Origin of the sequence: Streptomyces thermodiastaticus (assembly GCF_014656135.1) — a bacterium.
Classification (GTDB): Bacteria; Actinomycetota; Actinomycetes; order Streptomycetales; family Streptomycetaceae; genus Streptomyces; species Streptomyces thermodiastaticus.
The window spans coordinates 12,831-29,709 of the sequence record NZ_BNBV01000036.1 but is presented as its reverse complement, the minus strand read 5'-3'; the positions used below and the strand labels follow the sequence as shown (position 1 = coordinate 29,709).

Sequence of the window (16,879 nt, the reverse complement as noted above, 5' to 3'; positions counted from 1 at the left end):
GCTCACTTGCCCGGCGCGCCGGGCAGGCCGTAGGCGTCGGCGATCAGTTCGTAGGAGCGCACCCGGACCTCGCCGCTGTGGGCGTTGGCGGTGATCATCAGCTCGTCGGCGCCGGTGCGCTTCTGCAGGTCGTCGAGCCCGGCACGGACCTCGTCGGCGGTGCCGTGGATGACGTTGGCGTTCCAGGACGCGATGAAGTCCCGCTCCATGGCGCTGAAGGGGTAGGCCTCCGCCTCCTCGGGCGTCGGCACCAGCCCCGGGCGGCCGGTGCGCAGCCGGATCATGTTCAGCGCGGCGGCCATCACCTGGCGGCGGGCCTCGCGCTCCTCGTCGGTGGCCAGGGCGGCCACCCCGATCAGGGCGTACGGCTTGTCCAGCACGGCGCTCGGCCGGAAGGACTCCCGGTACAGCTGAAGCGCCGGGATGGTGTTCTGCGCGGAGAAGTGGTGGGCGAAGGCGAAGGGCAGCCCGAGCGTGCCGGCCAGCCGGGCGCTGAACCCGGAGGAGCCGAGCAGCCAGATCGGCGGGCGGTGCGGGGACTGCACACCGCCGGGCGAGGTGCCCTGCACGGGGCCGGGCACGGCGTGGATACGGCGGTAGGGGTGGCCGTCGGGAAAGTCGTCGTCGAGGAAGCGGATCAGCTCGCCGAGCTGCTGCGGGAACTCGTCGGCGCCCTCGTCGAGCCGGTCGGCGCGGCGCAGCGCGGCGGCGGTGGCGCCGTCGGTGCCCGGGGCACGGCCCAGGCCGAGGTCCACCCGGCCGGGCGCCATGGCCTCCAGGGTGCCGAACTGCTCGGCGATGACCAGCGGGGCGTGGTTGGGCAGCATCACCCCGCCCGAGCCCAGGCGGATGCGCTCGGTGTGCGCGGCGAGGTGGGCGAGGATCACCGCCGGCGAGGAGGAGGCCACGCCCGGCATGGAGTGGTGCTCGGCGACCCAGTAGCGGTGGTAGCCGCGGCGCTCGGCGAGGCGGGCCAGGTCCACCGTGGTGCGCAGGGCGTCGGAGGCGGTGTACCCCGCGCCCACGGTCACGAGGTCCAGGACGGACAGGGGTACGGGCGCGGAGCCGTGGACGGTGCCTCGGATCTCGTCGTGCGGGTCTGCCACCACGGGGGGTGCCTCCTGCTGCTCGGCGTACGTGCTCTGCGGGGGCTCAACAGGAGACAGTCTCCGTTTGTTCCTCGGGCCCGCCCGGTCGGGCCGGACGGGCGGTGCGGCTCCCGGTCTCCTCGGCGCACGCCGCCGCCCCTGGGCGGATGCACCCCGGGGCGGCGGCTTCCCTCACGGTTCCCCGCTTCGGCGACGCACGGCCGGTCTCATGCCGCCAGCGCGTGGCCCGGGTGGAGCACCACCTTGGTGTAGCCCTCGATCCGCTTGTCGAACTTCTGGTACGCCTCCGGGGCCTGCTCCAGCGGCAGCTCGTGGGAGACCACGAAGCTGGGCTTGGCCCGCCCGGCGATGATCAGGTCCCGCAGCTGCCGGTTGTACCGCTTGACGTTGCACTGGCCGGTGCCCATCTGCTGACCCTTTTCGAACATCTTGCCGATGGAGACCAGCAGCTGGCCGTGTTTGGCGTGCTCGTCGGGTCCGCCCGGGTCGGAGGGCACGTACAGGCCCGGGACGCCGAGCATGCCGGTGGGCCGTACCGTCTCGACCAGCGCGTTGAGGACCACGGCGGGCTCCTCGTGGCTGGCGTCGTGGCTCTGGGCCTGGTAGCCCACGGCGTCCACGCCCTTGTCGGTGCCCTCGCCGCCGGTCTGTTCCTTGATCTGCTCGGCCGGGTCGCCCTGGGTGAAGTCGATCGGGATGGCCCCGATCTCCTCGGCCTTGGCCAGCCGCTCGGGCACCCGGTCCACCACGAACGCCTTCGCCGCCCCTCGCAGCAGCGCCGAGTACGCGGCCATCAGGCCCACCGGTCCGGCCCCGTACACCGCCACGGACTCGCCGGGCGAGACCTGGGCCAGCTCGCAGCCGTGGTAGCCGGTGGGGAAGATGTCGGCGAGCAGCACGAAGTCGGTCTCGTGCTCCTGGCCCGGCGGCAGCTTCAGGCAGTTGAAGTCGGCGTAGGGCACGCGCACCCGCTCCGCCTGGCCGCCGAGGAAGGGGCCCATCGCCACGTATCCGTAGGCTCCGCCGGCGAAGCCCGGGTTGACCGTCAGGCAGAACCCGGTCTTCTCCGCGAGACAGTTCTTGCAGAACCCGCACGCCACGTTGAACGGCATGACGACCCGGTCGCCCTCGGACAGGGAGGTCACCCCGCTGCCGACCTCCTCGATGACGCCGAGGTTCTCGTGACCGAAGACGATCCCCGGCTCCGCGGCCGTGCGGCCCTCGTACATGTGCAGGTCGGATCCGCAGATCGCGGTGGACGTGACCCGGACGATCACATCGTTGGGGTGCTGGATCCGCGGGTCGTCGACGTCCCGCACCACCACGTTGAAGGGCTTCTCATAGACGACGGCTTTCACCTGGGTCACCTCCGTCGAACAAGTCGAACGCGCCGGACCCCGACCGAACGTGGCGCAGCCGCGCTGCTGCTCGGGGTGTCGGACGCTGTGCGACGGCGACGACGGGGCCGCTACCGGGGCGGGACGCAGGCGGTCCGGGACCGCAGGACATTGCCGTGGCCCCGGCGCGTTCTCGCTGCACCGCCGGACAATTCCAGGTAACGCCCCACGCTGCGCAGCCGCAACCCACACCGTCCTGGGCCCCGCGGGCACCTGTGGACGTCCTCACACCTGGACGAGGGGTTCGCGGGTGAACAGCTCTCCCAGGCCGGAGGCGTTGACCCGGCGGCCGGTCAGGCGCAGCGCCTCCCACACGCTCACCTGGTTCGCGGTGAGCACGGGCTTGCCCAGGGTTTCCTCCAGGGCCGCGAGACGGGAGACGGTGTGCAGGGCCGTGTCCGGCACCAGCAGCGCCCCGGCCTCGGGCGTGTCCGCGGCCCGGACCAGGGCCATCAGCTCCTCCTCGCCCCAGGCGGCCACCTCGGCCGGGCTCTCCGCCCCGGCGCTGTGCACGGCGGCCACCCGCAGCCCCGACTGCCGCAGGAACTCCACGAACCGGGCGGTGACGTCCTCGGGGTAGGGCGCCGCCACCGCGAGGCCCGGCGCCCCGAGTTCGCGCGCCGCGTGCACGAAACCGAAGGAGGTGGCGGAGGCGGGCAGGCCCGCGGCGCGGGCCAGCTCGCGCACCTGCGCACGGGCGGCGTCCCGGCCGTGCCGGAAGCTGCCGGAAGTGCTGGCCCACACCACCGCCTCCGCGCCGGCCAGCCGCAGCTCCTCCACGCTCTGCGCCAGCCGCCCGGCGGCCCGGCGCTCATCGGGCTCGCCGTCGCCGGTGCGGACCAGCTCCACCCGGATGTCGCCCGCCAGGAGCTGCTCGATGCGGTGGTAGTCGTCCTCGGCGCAGTGGCCCGGACGGAGAAATCCGAGTGCCGTCATGACCAGCCCTTTCGCCGCTGTTGCCGGTGGGTGACCGGCCGGGTGCCCGGCGGCGTGACGCATTCCGGCCGGAATAGATCGCGTTCGCCTGGGTAGCGGCGCGCCCATGGCTCCACCACTGGCTGCAGAAACAGGACACACCGCACACAGACGGGTACCCCGGCCCAGCCGCCGATCGCTGCTCGCGGGGGTCGCGGCGTTCGGCGCGCTGGGCGCGGCGGGCTGCTCCCGCGTGCCCACGGCAGCCGCGGGCAGCGGCGGTGATCTGCTCGACCGGCTGCGCGCCCAGGGCGTGGTGCGGCTCGGTATCGCGGGCGAGATCCCGTTCGGGTACATCGACAAGGACGGACGGCTGACCGGGGAGGCCCCCGAGCTGGCGCGGGTGATCTTCCGGCGCCTCGGCGTGGCGGAGGTGCAGCCGGTGCCGACCGAGTTCGGATCGCTGATCCCGGGGCTGAACTCGCAGCAGTTCGACGTGGTGGCGGCCGGGATGTACATCAATCCGGAGCGCTGCGCGCAGGTGCTCTTCGCCGACCCGGACTACCAGATGCTGGACTCCTTCGTGGTGCGCAAGGGCAATCCGCTGGGCCTGCACGACTACCGGGACGTGGTGCGGAAGAAGGCCAGGTTCGCCACCGGCACCGGCTACGCCGAGATCCAGTACGCGGTCGAGGCCGGCTACAAGGAGAGCGACATCCTGATCGTCCCCGACCAGGTGGCCGGCCTGAACGCCGTGGAGGCCGGACGGGTGGACGTGTTCGCGGGGACCGCGCTGACCACCCGGGAGGTGGTCAAGAAGTCCTCCAAGGCCGAGGTCACCAAGTCGTTCGCACCGCTCGTCGACGGCAAGCCGCACATCGACGGCGGCGCGTTCGCCTTCCGGCCGACCGAGACCCGGCTGCGGGACGCGTTCAACGCGGAACTGCGCAAACTGAAGCGGAGCGGCGAGCTGCTCCGCATCCTCAAGCCCTTCGGGTTCACGAAGGACGAGATGACGGACCTGACCGCGAAGGAGCTGTGCGGCGGATGACCACAGGACTCTGGGAACTCGTCCTGCGCGGCGTGTGGACCACGATCCAGCTGCTGGTCTACAGCGCGCTGCTGGCCACCGTCGTCTCGTTCGCGGTCGGCATGGCCCGCACCCACCGGCTGTGGATCGTCCGCTTCCTGGCGGGCTTCTACACCGAGGTGTTCCGCGGCACCTCGGCGCTGGTGATGATCTTCTGGGTGTTCTTCGTGCTGCCGCCCGCCTTCGGCTGGCAGCTGGTCCCGATGTGGGCGGGCACCCTGGCGCTCGGGCTGACCTACGGGGCGTACGGCTCGGAGATCGTGCGCGGTGCGCTGAACGCGGTGGACCCCGCACAGCGTGAGGGCGGCATCGCGCTCAGCTTCACGCCCTGGCAGCGGATGCGGCTGATCCTGCTGCCGCAGGCGGTGCCGGAGATGATCCCGCCCTTCTCCAACCTGCTGGTCGAGCTGCTCAAGGGCACCTCCCTGGTGTCGATCATGGGCATGGGCGACCTGGCGTTCAGCGGCAACCTGGTCCGCCTGGCCCTGCAGCAGAGCGCCGAGATCTACACGTACATCCTGCTGATCTACTTCGTGATCGCCTTCGCGCTGACCCGCCTGATGCGCGGGCTGGAGAAGCGGCTCAAGCACGGCGTGGGCACGGCGCCCGGCACCCCCTCCGGCGCCCGCGCGGCGAAGAAGACGCAGACCGGCGGGGTCGGGGCCGCGGAAGGCGGTGTGGCATGACCTGGGACTGGGGCGCGGTCCGCGCGTTCCTGCCGCACTTCTGGGACGGGCTGCTGGTCACCCTGGAGGCGCTGGCGCTGGGCTCGGTGATCTCCTTCGTCCTCGGCCTGGTGTGGACGCTGCTCATGCGGGCGCCGACCCGGTGGGTGCGCTGGCCGGTCGGCGCGGTGACCGAGTTCGTGCGCAACACGCCGCTGCTGGTGCAGCTGTTCTTCCTCTTCTACGTGCTGCCCGAGCGGGGGCTGACCTTCTCGGCGCTGACCACCGGTGTCTTCGCCATCGGCCTGCACTACTCGACGTACACGATGCAGGTCTACCGGGCCGGCATCGAGGCGGTGCCCGCCGGCCAGTGGGAGGCCGCCCTGGCGCTGAATCTGCCGCGGCGGCGGACCTGGACGGCGGTGATCCTCCCGCAGGCGATCCGCCGGGTGGTCCCGGCGCTCGGCAACTACGTGATCTCCATGCTGAAGGACACGCCGATGCTCATGGCGATCACCGTCCTGGAGATGCTCGGACGGGCACGGCTGTTCTCCCAGCAGCACTTCCAGTTCACCGAGCCGCTGACCGTGATCGGTGTGGCCTTCATCCTCGTCTCCTACCTGGCCTCCCTCCTCCTACGAGCACTGGAGCGTCGTCTTGTCCGTTGACACCGTCAAGCATCCCGAGCCCGCAGCCACCGCGACCCCGGAGCTGATCCGGCTGGAGAACGTCACCAAGCGGTTCGGGGGCCACACGGTCCTCGACGGGCTGGACTTCTCCGTGGCCGCCGGCAAGCACGTCACCCTGATCGGCCCGTCCGGCTCCGGCAAGACCACGATCCTGCGGCTGCTGATGACCCTGACCACGCCCGACGAGGGCACGATCACCGTGGACGGCGACCAGCTCTTCCCGGCGCCGGAGAAACAGGTGCGGGAGATCCGCAAGAAGATCGGCATGGTCTTCCAGCACTTCAACCTGTTCCCGAACATGACCGTGCTGCGCAACATCACCGAGGCGCCGGTCACCGTGCTCGGGCTGCCCAAGGACGAGGCGGAGGCCCGCGCCCGGGAACTGCTGGACCTGGTGGGTCTGGCCGACAAGGCCGGCGCCCGGCCCTCCCAGCTCTCCGGCGGCCAGCAGCAGCGGGTGGCGATCGCCCGGGCGCTGGCGATGCGCCCGCAGGTGCTGCTGCTGGACGAGGTGACCTCCGCGCTCGACCCCGAGCTGGTCGCCGGGGTGCTGGACGTGCTGCGGGACATCGCCCGCAGCACGAAAATCACCATGCTGTGCGTGACCCACGAGATGGGCTTCGCCCGGGACATCTCCGACCAGGTGCTGATGTTCGACGCCGGCCGGGTGGTGGAGTCCGGGCCGCCGGAGAAGATCTTCGGCGAGCCGGAGCAGGAGCGCACCCGGCAGTTCCTGAGCGCGGTGCTGTGACGGACGGCGGCGCCGGCGCAGGGCATCGGTGCGGCGGGGCGGCACCGGCCGCACCGGGCCGCGGTCCGGGGGCGCCGCCCCTCGGACGGGACGTCCGGCCGGGGTCGCGGAGCCGGCGGCCGGGCGGGTGGTCAGGAGCACCCCCGAAGACCAGGTAGTATTTTCTTCGTCGCCGGCCGCGGGAAGCGGACGGCACAGGTCACGCGCCGCTAGCTCAGTTGGTTAGAGCAGCTGACTCTTAATCAGCGGGTCCGGGGTTCGAGTCCCTGGCGGCGCACCTGGAAGGCAAGGCCCGGCTCCTGTCCCGGTCACGGGACGGAAGCCGGGCCTTGCTCGTGTGCACCGGCCGCACGCGGACCGCTCGCACCGGTCGCGACCGCCGCGCCGGGCCGCTGTGAGACGCCGCACATCCGAGGCGAGGGTGGGGACGAGGAAAGGCCCCGCGCCCGAGGGGCCTTCCGGTGTGCGGGCCGCGCTCACGGCCCGCACCGCGATCAGAACTCCACGTCCGAGCAGGCGTAGAACGCGTTGCCCGTGTCGGCGATCGTCCAGACGCCGAGGATGACGTGGTGCCCGCTCAGCCCGGTCGGCAAGGTGCCGGTGTGACTGAGGGTGGCGGGCGGCTGCTGGCCGTTGTAGGGCACGGTCAAGAACGGGGTGGTGTTCAGGTCGGCGCGGGTCAGCGCGTGGTCCTGATTCCAGCCCTGCTTGGTGATGTAGTACTTGAAGTCCGTGGTGGCGTGCCGGGCCGTGAACTGCCACTGGAAGGTGTACTGCTGGCCGCCGGTGACCTTGGTCGTGGGCCAGGCCCCGCCCGACGGGGTGCGCGGGGCGTCGAGCTGCGAGAACCGGCTGTTGCCGCCCGAGCACAGCTGCCCGTCCGCCGGCCCGGCCGCCGGGAAGCCCTTGGGGCCCTCGACGCTCTGCGGCTCCCACTGGATGTCACCGCAGTTGGCGACGGTGCCGTTGGCACACAGGTACTGCCTGCTGGGGGGAAGGTCGGTGTACCCGTGGCTGCTGGCGGTCCCGGTGGACAGGACGAGGGCCCCGGCGGTGGCGAGGCCGAGCACGGCCGCGGACAGCTTGGCCTTGGTGCGCATGTGACCGCTCCTGGACGTTGTGGGGAAGTTCCTGGGAGTGTTGGTCTAGACCAAGACCACAGTATTACCGTTCCTTGGGCATGTCCATACCAATGACAGCGGTCACATCGCACGCTCGCGGACGCTGGTCATGAGCACCCTCCGGCGTCCTGTAGAGTTGAGGACGTCAGCGAGCGCCGCTAGCTCAGTTGGTTAGAGCAGCTGACTCTTAATCAGCGGGTCCGGGGTTCGAGTCCCTGGCGGCGCACCGACACCGAGAGGCCCTCCGTCCACACGGAGGGCCTCTCGCCCTGTCCGGCCACCCCCGGCTCCGGGCACCCCCCACCCCGCCCGGCCGCCTCCGCCCCTGGGCACCTCTCGCACGTTTGTACCCCCATGCGCCCTACGCACCGATAAGCGCTTAACTCCGTTTTTCGCATCTTGCGATCAAGACGGACACCGTAGAACCCTGGATGCCACGATGCCGCCGTTGCGCGGTGGTTGGGGGATGCCGGGGGGCTGTTGGGGGGTTCGAAAGGCCGTTTGAGCCGATTGTCCGATGTGTGGGCAGAAGGGGCTGCCACGCGTCGACGGCTGCCGAGGGGGGCAGCCATGCAACCGGCACGACACCGATGACACGCGCGCTGACTCGCGTGTGGGGGGATGACTCATGACGTCGACGCCGACGGGCGCCCGGCAGCAGCACGGTCCGTCCGCCACGGCCCGGCTGCGGATGCCGCCGCACCGGTCCGGGGACACCGGAAGTCTCCGCAGACTGAGGCAGAGCCTGCCGAGATACGACTACGAGCACTACAGCCGGCTGGCCGGCCCGCTCACCCAGCCGGACCCGGACCGGCCCTACCGGGTGCGCTACCGCTCCCTGCTCTCACAGGAACCGCACCGAGTGCGGGTCGCGCTGATGCTGTGCGCGGCACCGCTGCTGTCCCTGGTGCTGCTGGGCTGGCTGCTGCAGCCGGACCACTGGACCGAGCGCCGGTACCCGCAGTACGGGTTCCTGCCCGCGCTCGACATCGTGATGCTGGTCTCGATCGGTCTGATCGAGTTCTTCCGCTGCGTGAACGTGCTGTCCAACGCGCACGCCACGCTCGTCGCCCGCGACCCCGTCCCGGTAGTGCCCGAGGCCGGCACCCGGGTGGCCTTCCTCACCACGTACGTGCCCGGCAAGGAGCCGCTGGAGATGGTGACGAAGACCCTCCAGGCGGCCGTGCGGCTGCGGCACCGGGGCGTGATGCACGTGTGGCTGCTGGACGAGGGCGACGACGAGGAGGTCAAGAAGGTCTGCGCACGCCTGGGCGTGCACCACTTCAGCCGCAAGGGCGTCGCACGCTGGAACCAGCCGAGCGGCCCGCACCGCGCCAAGACCAAGCACGGCAACTACAACGCCTGGCTGGAGGCGCACGGCGACGAGTACGACTTCTTCGCCTCCGTCGACACCGACCACGTGCCGCTGCCCAACTACCTGGAGCGGATGCTCGGCTACTTCCGCGACCCGGACGTCGGCTTCGTCATCGGCCCGCAGGTCTACGGCAACTACGAGGCCTTCGTCACCAAGGCCGCCGAGTCGCAGCAGTTCCTCTTCCACGCCCTGATCCAGCGCGCCGGGAACCGCTACGGCGCCCCGATGTTCGTCGGCACCTCCAACGCGGTACGGATCAGCGCCATCAAGCAGATCGGCGGCCTGTACGACTCGATCACCGAGGACATGGCCACCGGCTTCGAGATGCACCGCGCCAAGAACCCCGCCACGGGCCGCCGGTGGAAGTCGGTGTACACCCCGGACGTGCTCGCCGTCGGCGAGGGCCCGAACGCCTGGACGGACTTCTTCACCCAGCAGCTGCGCTGGTCGCGGGGCACCTACGAGACGATCCTCAAGCAGTACTGGAAGGGGATCTTCACGCTGCCGCCGGGCCGTCTCTTCAACTACACGATGATGATCACCTTCTATCCGATGTCCGCCCTGAACTGGATCCTGGCCGCGCTGAGCTGCGCGCTGTTCCTGGGCCTGGGCGCCTCGGGCGTGAACATCGACCCCACGGTGTGGCTGATGCTGTACGGCAACGCCTCCGCCCTGCAGATCGGGCTGTACGTCTGGAACCGCCGGCACAACGTCTCCCCGCACGAACCGGAGGGGTCGGGCGGAGTGGCCGGCATGGTGATGTCGGCCCTGTCCGCGCCGATCTACGCCCGTTCGCTGATGGACGCCGTGCTGCGCCGCAAGAGCAGCTTCGTGGTGACGCCGAAGGGCGAGTCGGCCAGCCCGGACACGCTCTTCGGCACCTTCCGCGTCCACTGGTTCTTCATTCTCGTCTTCGGCGGCTCCGCGGTCGCCGGGTTCGTGTTCGGGCACTCCCACCCCGCGATGATCACGTGGGCGTCCCTGGCGCTGCTGATCACGGCCGCGCCGATCGTCACCTGGGCCTGGACGCTGCGGCAGGAACGGCGCGCTCCGGCGGCCGGGCGTGCGGCCGTCCCGGCATCCGCCGCTTCCGCGCCCGCCGTCGCCCCGGCCGCCGTGGCCGCGCCGGCCGCGACCGCGGAGCCGCGGGAGGCCGAGCCGCAGGCGCTCGCGGAGCCCGCGCGGACGCGCCGGCCCAGCTGGGCCGGTCCCGGCGAGGGGCGCCGCAGCGCGGAAGGAACCGGTGAGCACACCATGCAGATCGCGCTCGGCGGTCTGGGTCCGGCGGGAGGTGGTCACAAGTGAGGGACAAGGCAGGTCTGCGCCGTGCCCGCCGGGTCGGGATCGGCGCCGTGGTGGTGCTCGCCCTGGCCGGGATGAACGGCCCGTGGCTGTACCGGTTCGCCACCGAGCGCTACCACCAGTACAAGATCAACGAGCCGGGGTACAAGGCGGCCAACGGCCACTGGGAAATCGTCGAGTTCCCCGAGGAGTACCGGCAGAACACCATCCACGCCGTGCTGCTGCACACCGGCAAGGTGCTGCTGGTGGCCGGTTCGGGCAACAACCAGAAGAACTTCGACGCCAAGAAGTTCGACTCCCGGATCTGGGACCCGGTCAAGGGCACGATCAAGAAGGTGCCCACGCCCAACGACCTGTTCTGCACCGGCCACACCCAGCTCTCCGACGGCAAGATCCTCATCGCGGGCGGCACCAAGCGGTACGAGAAGCTCAAGGGCGACGTCACCAAGGCCGGCGGCCTGATGATCGTCCACAACGAGAACCCGGACAAGCCGATCACCCTGCCCGCCGGGACCCGGTTCACCGGGAAGGCCAACGGCAAGACGTTCGTCTCCAAGGACCCGGTGCTGGTGCCGCGGGCGAAGAAGAACTTCGACAAGAAGACGGGGAAGTTCCTCGGCAACACCCCGGGGCTGGGCCGGATCTACGTCGAGGCCGAGCGCAGCGGCGCGAAGTACGCGACGGGCACCGAGGACAACTACCGGGTCGAGGGGCTGACCGGTGCCGACGCCCGCAACACCTACGGCATCGCGCAGAAACTCGCCCTGGACAAGAAAGACTTCCAGGGCATCCGGGACGCCTACGAGTTCGATCCGGTGGCCGAGAAGTACATCAAGGTCGACCCGATGCACGAGGCCCGCTGGTACCCGACGCTCACCACGCTGGGCGACGGGCGGATCCTGAGCGTGTCGGGCCTGGACGACATCGGCCAGCTGGTCCCGGGGAAGAACGAGATCTTCGACCCGAAGACCAAGAAGTGGACCTACACGGCGAAGACCCGGCAGTTCCCCACGTATCCGGCGCTGTTCCTGATGCAGAACGGCAAGATCTTCTACTCCGGGTCGAACGCGGGCTACGGACCGGCCGACGTGGGCCGCGACCCGGGCATCTGGGACGTGCGCACCAACACCTTCACCAAGATCCCCGGCCTGAGCGACGCCGACATGATGGAGACCTCGGCCACGGTGATGCTGCCGCCGGCGCAGGACGAGCGGTTCCTGGTCATCGGCGGGGGCGGCGTCGGCGAGTCCAAGCTGTCCAGCAAGAAGACCCGGCTGGTGGATCTGAAGGCGAAGAACCCGCACTTCACGGACGGCCCGTCACTTCAGAAGGGCACCCGTTACCCGCAGGCCTCGATCCTGCCGGACGACACGGTGCTGGTCTCCGGCGGCTCGGAGGACTACCGGGGCCGCAGCGACTCCAACATCCTCCAGGCCCGGCTGTACGACCCGGCCACCAACACCTTCCGGCGGGTCGCCGACCCGCTGGTGGGCCGCAACTACCACTCGGGGTCGATCCTGCTGCCGGACGGCCGGGTGATGTTCTTCGGGTCCGACTCGCTCTTCGGCGACAAGGCCAACACCAAGCCCGGCACCTTCGAGCAGCGCATCGAGATCTACACCCCGCCGTATCTGTACCGGGACTCCCGGCCGTCGCTGTCGGGCGGCCCGAAGACCATCGCCCGCGGCGCGTCGGGCACGTTCACCTCGCAGCACGCCGCCACGATCAAGAAGGTGCGGCTGATCCGGCCGAGCTCCACCACCCACGTCACCGACGTGGACCAGCGGTCCATCGCCCTGGACTTCCGCACCTCGGGCGACAAGATCACGGTGACGGTGCCGAAGAACCGGAACCTGGTGCAGTCCGGCTGGTACATGCTGTTCGTCGTCGACGACCAGGGCACGCCCAGCAAGGCGCAGTGGGTGAAGGTGCCGTAACGGAGACGTCGTGCGAGGGCGCCCTCCGCCGCGCGGAGGGCGCCCTCATGCCGTGCCGCAGGCGGTCACCCGCTGGCGCGGGCCAGCTCCATCGCGTACTGCGGCCACCAGTCCCCGGCCTTCGGGCCGCCCTTGCAGGTGCCGTCGGACTCGCCGGGCCGCTTGATCCACAGGTAGGCGTCGACCAGCGGGTCGGCCGTCTTCGTGGTGGGGGCCTCGCCCAGCGCCCGGCCGGGCGGATTGCACCAGCGCTCGTCCGGGTCGCCGCCGGTGTAGGGGCCGTTGCCGTTGCGGCTGGTGTCGATGACGAAGTGTTTGCCGCCGATCCGCTCCGACAGCTGTTTGCCGTAGGCCAGGGAGTCTTCGGTGGAGTAGAAGTTGGCGACGTTCACCGCGAAGCCGTCGGCCCGGTCGGCGCCGGCCCGCAGCAGCGGTTCGTAGATCTCGTCGGGATGGCCCCAGCCGGCGTTGCCCGCGTCGAGGTAGACCGTGGTGTTCTTCAGCGCCGTGAGTGTGTCCACCGCGCCCCGGAGCAGGTCGTAGCGCTCCTCCTCGAACTCCGGTGGGGTGCACCCGTCCACCAGGTGCAGCACCGCGTCCGGCTCCAGGATCACCATGGCCGGGCGGTCGCCGATGCCGCGGGCCACGGCGGCGATCCAGGCGCGGTAGGCGTCTCCGTCGGCCGCGCCGCCCTGCGAGTACTGGCCGCAGTCGCGGTGCGGGATGTTGTAGAGCACCAGCAGCGCGACCCGGCCCGCCTTGTCGGCGGCCTCGGTGAAGCCGCGCGCCTCCCGCTCGGGGTTCTCCGGGCCGATCCACTCGGCGGTCGGCTGCTCGGCGATCTTGCGGATCTGCTCGGCATCGGCCGTCCGGCCCGCCTTGAGATAGGCGGCGACCTGACGGGCCGCCTGACTGTCCGGATTGACCCAGAACGGGTCGGTCCCCTTGGGCTGCTGGGTGATCGCGGCGGCACGGCCCTTGTCGTCGTCGGGTGCCCGGCCCTCCCCCGCGGAACACCCGGCGGCCAGCAGTGCCGCTCCCAGTGCGGTCGCACAGGCTCGTACCCCGGCGGCGAGGACGCGCGCGCGGGCCCCCCTGCTGACGTCCATACGACTCCCCCTGTCCCCCCGGTGTGCTCGGCGTGATCCGGTCGGCCCACCTGGCCAGGTTCCATGCTGCCAGGCGGGACGGACTTACGCGCCGGTTCCGGTGAGGTACGCCGATACGAGGACGTTCGTGGCGCAACCACCGTGCACCGGGTCGAACGTGCCTGCGCATGCGATCAGCCGCAGCTCGGCCCGGCCCGGCCGCGCCCCCTCGGCGAGCCGCCCGGCGAGACGTGCGGCGGGCACGGTGGTGACGGCCTCGACGGTGAAGTCGGCGGTTCGGCCGCCGTCCTGGACCACCCGGACCGTCTCGCCGGGACGCACCGAGGGAAGGGCGTGCAGCGCGGCGGGCCGGCCGCCGGTGTCGGCACGTCCCATCAGCAGCGCGGCACCCTGCGCGCCGGGGCGCACCCCGGTGGCGTACCAGCCCACGGTGGTGGCGGCCCGGGTGTCCGGCGGCGGGGCGAGCCGGCTCGGCGCATCGGAGGCGAGCGCGGTGACGGGAGCGCTCACGCCGAGGCCGGGGACCTCCACGCGCCGGGGCGCCGGGACGTCCGGCAGCGGCGGAGCCGCCGGGGGCAGCCGGTCCTGCGCGGGCCGGCCGACCGCGGCCATGTCCCCGGTGGCGGGCTCGACGAGCCCGTGCCCCACGCCGTCGGCCAGGTCGCCGCCCCAGGTCCACACCCCGAGCAGCAGCACCGTCCAGGCCAGGCCGGCCAGGAACCGGCCGCCGGCGCGGTGCGGGCGCGCGGTGCCGGGGTGTGCGGTGGCGGTCGTGGCGCGGTGTGCGGTGTCGGTCATCGTCCCGCCCGCCTCCTCAGTCCTCGGTCCGGTCCCGGTCACGCCCGGTGGCACCGCCGCGCCGGTGCGGCAGGAGGAGGACGGCGGCCGTGGCGGCACCGGCCAGGAGCAGTCCGGTCACCGCCTCGGCGGCACCCGGCCCGTCCGCGCCCGGCCGGGCGGACAGGGAAGCGGACGCGGCGGTGCGCGGTCCGGCGTGGGCGGGCCGGCCGGCGGCACCGCCGGACGGGAGCGCCACGGTGTCCCGTCCGGCCCGGCCGGCCGCGCGGACACCGTCGGCCGGGCCGAGCGCGACGGCCACGGCGCCGGCCAGCAGCAGACCGGCACAGAGAGTCAGGCGCGCTGAACCCATGGTGAGACCTCCGGGTCCCAGCACACCCGCCGGGACGCGGGAGCGCATCCGCGGCCGGGCGGTCGCTGCGCCGTCCGGGTGACGGCGGCGGCAACCGGACGGCGCGCGCGGACGCGGGGCGGCACGGGAGCGGCGCCCCGCGCACCGGACCGGATCAGGCCGGGTCGGACCGGGCCGGGTCAGATCAGGTCGACCAGGTCGGCGATCGAGTCGACGACCTGGGAGGGCCGGAACGGGAAGCTGTCGATGTCCTTCGGCTGCGTCACCCCGGTGAGCACCAGGAAGGTGCGCATCCCCGCCTCCAGACCGGCCAGCACGTCGGTGTCCATGCGGTCGCCGATCATGGCGGAGGTCTCCGAGTGGGCGCCGATCGCGTTGAGCCCGGCCCGCATCATCAGCGGGTTGGGCTTGCCGACGAAGTACGGCTTGCGGCCGGTGGCGGCGGTGATCAGCGCGGCGACGGAGCCGGTGGCGGGCAGGTCGCCCTCGGTGGACGGGCCGACGTTGTCCGGGTTGGTGGCGATGAACCGGGCGCCTCCGCTGACCAGCCGGACGGCCTTGGTCAGGGTCTCGAAGGAGTAGGTGCGCGTCTCGCCGAGGACCACGAAGTCCGGGTCGTGGTCGGTGAGGACGTAGCCGACGTCGTGCAGCGCGGTGGTCAGCCCGGCCTCGCCGATGACGTACGCGCTGCCGCCGGGCCGCTGGTCGGCGAGGAACTGGGCGGTGGCCAGCGCGGAGGTCCAGATGTTCTCCTCCGGCACGTCCAGGCCCATGCGGCGCAGCCGGGCGTGCAGGTCGCGCGGGGTGTAGATGGAGTTGTTGGTCAGCACCAGGAACGGCCGGCCGGAGTCCCGCAGCTTCTTCAGGAAGGCGTCGGCGCCGGGGATCGGCACTCCCTCGTGGATCAGGACACCGTCCATGTCGGTGAGCCACGAGTCGATGGGCTTGCGGTCTGCCATGCGTGCGTCTCCAGGCATGCGTGCGGTCGTCGGCCGAGGGCGCCGGAACCACGGCGTACCGGCAGGCTCAGCCTAACGGCGGATTCGCCGGCGGGATGCGCCTGAGGTTCCACTCAGCCGTCGCCGCGCCCGAACACCGGCCCCAGCAGCAGCTGTGCCGCGCCCTCGGCCACCGCGCGCCCTCCGCCCGGCGCCGTCCGTACCGGCACCGCCTCCTGGCGCAGCCCCTCGCGCCGGGCCCGCGCGGCGAGCACCGCGCCCACGCCGGTGACGAACTCCTCGGGGGCCGCCGCGACCGTGCGGCCGCCCAGCAGCACGAGGTCGATGTCCAGCAGGGCGACGAGGTTGGCGGCCCCCGTGCCCAGCACCCGCGCCGCCTCCGCCGTCTCCCCGCGCGCCACGGCCGCCAGGCACAGCGCCTCCAGGCAGCCGCGGTCCCCGCACCCGCACGGCGGCCCGTCGAGCTGGATCACCTGGTGCCCGAACTCGCCCGCGCCGGTGCGTGCGCCCCGGTGCACGCTTCCGCCGATCACCAGTCCGGCGCCCAGACCGGTGCCCAGATGCAGATAGACGAAGGAGTCGCCCGCGCCGGCGACCGCCAGGCCCAGGGCCGCCGCGTTGGTGTCCTTGTCGACGGCGACGGGCACCCCGAGCCGCCGGACGAGTGCGTCCCGCAGCGCGAAGCCGTCCCACTCGGGGAAGCCGGTGACCCGGTGCAGCACGCCCCGCGTGTGGTCGAGCGGCCCGGGCAGCGCCACGCCGACCCCCACGAGGGAGTCCACCCGCGCGAGCGGAGCCGCGTCCGCGTCACCGTGCGCTCCCGCCCCCGGGAACACCTCCGCCACCAGCGCCTCGGCCTCCGCGGCCACCCGCTCCACCACCGCCTCCGCCCCGGCCGCGAAGTCCAGCCTCGCGCGCCGTTCCGCGGCCACGGTCCCGTTCAGGTCGACCAGCACGGCCCGCAGTTCGTCCCGGTCGGCGTGCACACCGACCGCGTGCCCGGCCTGAGGCACCAGCCGCAGCACCGTCGGCGGCTTGCCCCCGGTGGAGGCCCGGCGTCCCGCCTCGGCCGCCAGGCCCCGCTCCCGCAGCCGCGCGGTGATCTTGCTCACCGCCTGCGGGGTGAGGCCGGTGCCCTCGGCGAGCTCCAGCCGGCTGATGCCCTCGCTGCCGGCCCGGCGCAGCAGGTCCAGCACCAGCGCCGTGTTGTGGCTGCGCAGGGCGAGCAGGTTCGCCCCGGCGCTCCGGCCGCCCGCCGTGCCCGCCACCCGCATGCCGCCCGGCGTTCCCGCCGCCCGCATGCCGCCCGG

General features: G+C 72.1%; 15 protein-coding genes and 2 tRNA genes. 8 read left to right on the top strand and 9 right to left on the bottom strand.

Going from position 1 to position 16,879, the window contains the following annotated elements; genetic code table 11:
- Nucleotides 1–2 precede the first annotated feature (2 nt).
- From IE286_RS24260 to IE286_RS24250, 3 genes are all read right to left on the bottom strand, one after another.
- Entirely contained in the window at nt 3–1,109 is a 1,107-nt protein-coding gene (locus IE286_RS24260; protein ID WP_189798907.1) for an LLM class flavin-dependent oxidoreductase, read from the bottom strand.
- A 206-nt stretch (nt 1,110–1,315) separates the two neighbouring features.
- Entirely contained in the window at nt 1,316–2,467 is a 1,152-nt protein-coding gene (locus IE286_RS24255) for a glutathione-independent formaldehyde dehydrogenase (RefSeq protein ID WP_189798906.1), read from the bottom strand.
- A 264-nt stretch (nt 2,468–2,731) separates the two neighbouring features.
- Nucleotides 2,732–3,442, bottom strand: a complete 711-nt coding sequence (locus tag IE286_RS24250) for a maleate cis-trans isomerase family protein (RefSeq protein ID WP_189798905.1) — start codon at nt 3,440–3,442, stop codon at nt 2,732–2,734.
- Nucleotides 3,443–3,548: 106 nt separating this feature from the next.
- Between IE286_RS24250 and ehuB the strand changes: the two genes are divergently transcribed.
- The 5 genes from ehuB (at nt 3,549) to IE286_RS24225 (ending at nt 6,893) form a co-directional block, all read left to right on the top strand.
- Nucleotides 3,549–4,472: an ectoine/hydroxyectoine ABC transporter substrate-binding protein EhuB gene (gene ehuB, locus IE286_RS24245; protein ID WP_189798904.1), complete on the top strand. Its 924-nt coding sequence runs from the start codon at nt 3,549–3,551 to the stop codon at nt 4,470–4,472.
- Nucleotides 4,469–5,197, top strand: a complete 729-nt coding sequence (gene ehuC / locus IE286_RS24240) for an ectoine/hydroxyectoine ABC transporter permease subunit EhuC (protein ID WP_189798903.1) — start codon at nt 4,469–4,471, stop codon at nt 5,195–5,197. The genes ehuB and ehuC overlap by 4 nt, the downstream gene beginning before the upstream one ends.
- Complete coding sequence (ehuD, locus tag IE286_RS24235) at nt 5,194–5,844, top strand: ectoine/hydroxyectoine ABC transporter permease subunit EhuD (RefSeq protein ID WP_189798902.1); 651 nt, start codon at nt 5,194–5,196, stop codon at nt 5,842–5,844. Before ehuC ends, ehuD begins: the two co-directional genes overlap by 4 nt.
- Nucleotides 5,834–6,616, top strand: coding sequence for an ectoine/hydroxyectoine ABC transporter ATP-binding protein EhuA (gene ehuA / locus IE286_RS24230; protein ID WP_308115073.1), 783 nt, complete (start codon nt 5,834–5,836; stop codon nt 6,614–6,616). Before ehuD ends, ehuA begins: the two co-directional genes overlap by 11 nt.
- Before the next feature lie 203 nt (nt 6,617–6,819).
- Nucleotides 6,820–6,893, top strand: a tRNA-Lys gene (locus IE286_RS24225).
- A 217-nt stretch (nt 6,894–7,110) separates the two neighbouring features.
- Here the strand turns inward: IE286_RS24225 and IE286_RS24220 are convergent.
- Nucleotides 7,111–7,716 (bottom strand): lytic polysaccharide monooxygenase auxiliary activity family 9 protein, encoded by a 606-nt coding sequence (locus IE286_RS24220; protein WP_189798901.1) that lies wholly within the window; start codon nt 7,714–7,716, stop codon nt 7,111–7,113.
- A gap of 173 nt (nt 7,717–7,889) precedes the next feature.
- Between IE286_RS24220 and IE286_RS24215 the strand changes: the two genes are divergently transcribed.
- From IE286_RS24215 to glxA, 3 genes are all read left to right on the top strand, one after another.
- Nucleotides 7,890–7,963 (top strand) — tRNA-Lys (locus tag IE286_RS24215).
- A gap of 402 nt (nt 7,964–8,365) precedes the next feature.
- Nucleotides 8,366–10,417 (top strand): glycosyltransferase family 2 protein, encoded by a 2,052-nt coding sequence (locus tag IE286_RS24210; protein WP_189798900.1) that lies wholly within the window; start codon nt 8,366–8,368, stop codon nt 10,415–10,417.
- Nucleotides 10,414–12,351, top strand: coding sequence for a radical copper oxidase GlxA (gene glxA, locus IE286_RS24205; RefSeq protein WP_189798899.1), 1,938 nt, complete (start codon nt 10,414–10,416; stop codon nt 12,349–12,351). The genes IE286_RS24210 and glxA overlap by 4 nt, the downstream gene beginning before the upstream one ends.
- 65 nt (nt 12,352–12,416) lie before the next feature.
- Here the strand turns inward: glxA and IE286_RS24200 are convergent, their stop codons facing one another.
- The 5 genes from IE286_RS24200 to IE286_RS24180 all read right to left on the bottom strand — a co-directional run bounded on the left by IE286_RS24200 (nt 12,417) and on the right by IE286_RS24180 (nt 16,843).
- A complete protein-coding gene (locus IE286_RS24200) occupies nt 12,417–13,460 on the bottom strand; it encodes a glycoside hydrolase family 6 protein (RefSeq protein ID WP_189798898.1) in 1,044 nt (347 codons plus the stop codon).
- Nucleotides 13,461–13,544: 84 nt separating this feature from the next.
- Nucleotides 13,545–14,258 carry a class F sortase gene (locus IE286_RS24195; protein WP_189798897.1) on the bottom strand — a complete coding sequence of 238 codons (714 nt, stop codon included), beginning with the start codon at nt 14,256–14,258 and terminating at the stop codon, nt 13,545–13,547.
- Between the two features lie 16 nt (nt 14,259–14,274).
- The gene (locus IE286_RS24190) at nt 14,275–14,610 is read right to left on the bottom strand and encodes a hypothetical protein (protein ID WP_189798896.1); all 336 of its coding nucleotides are present in this window, start codon (nt 14,608–14,610) and stop codon (nt 14,275–14,277) included.
- Nucleotides 14,611–14,789: 179 nt separating this feature from the next.
- A complete protein-coding gene (locus IE286_RS24185) occupies nt 14,790–15,569 on the bottom strand; it encodes an HAD-IIA family hydrolase (RefSeq protein ID WP_189798895.1) in 780 nt (259 codons plus the stop codon).
- 113 nt (nt 15,570–15,682) lie between these two features.
- Nucleotides 15,683–16,843, bottom strand: a complete 1,161-nt coding sequence (locus IE286_RS24180; RefSeq protein WP_229863540.1) for an ROK family transcriptional regulator — start codon at nt 16,841–16,843, stop codon at nt 15,683–15,685.
- Nucleotides 16,844–16,879 lie beyond the last annotated feature (36 nt).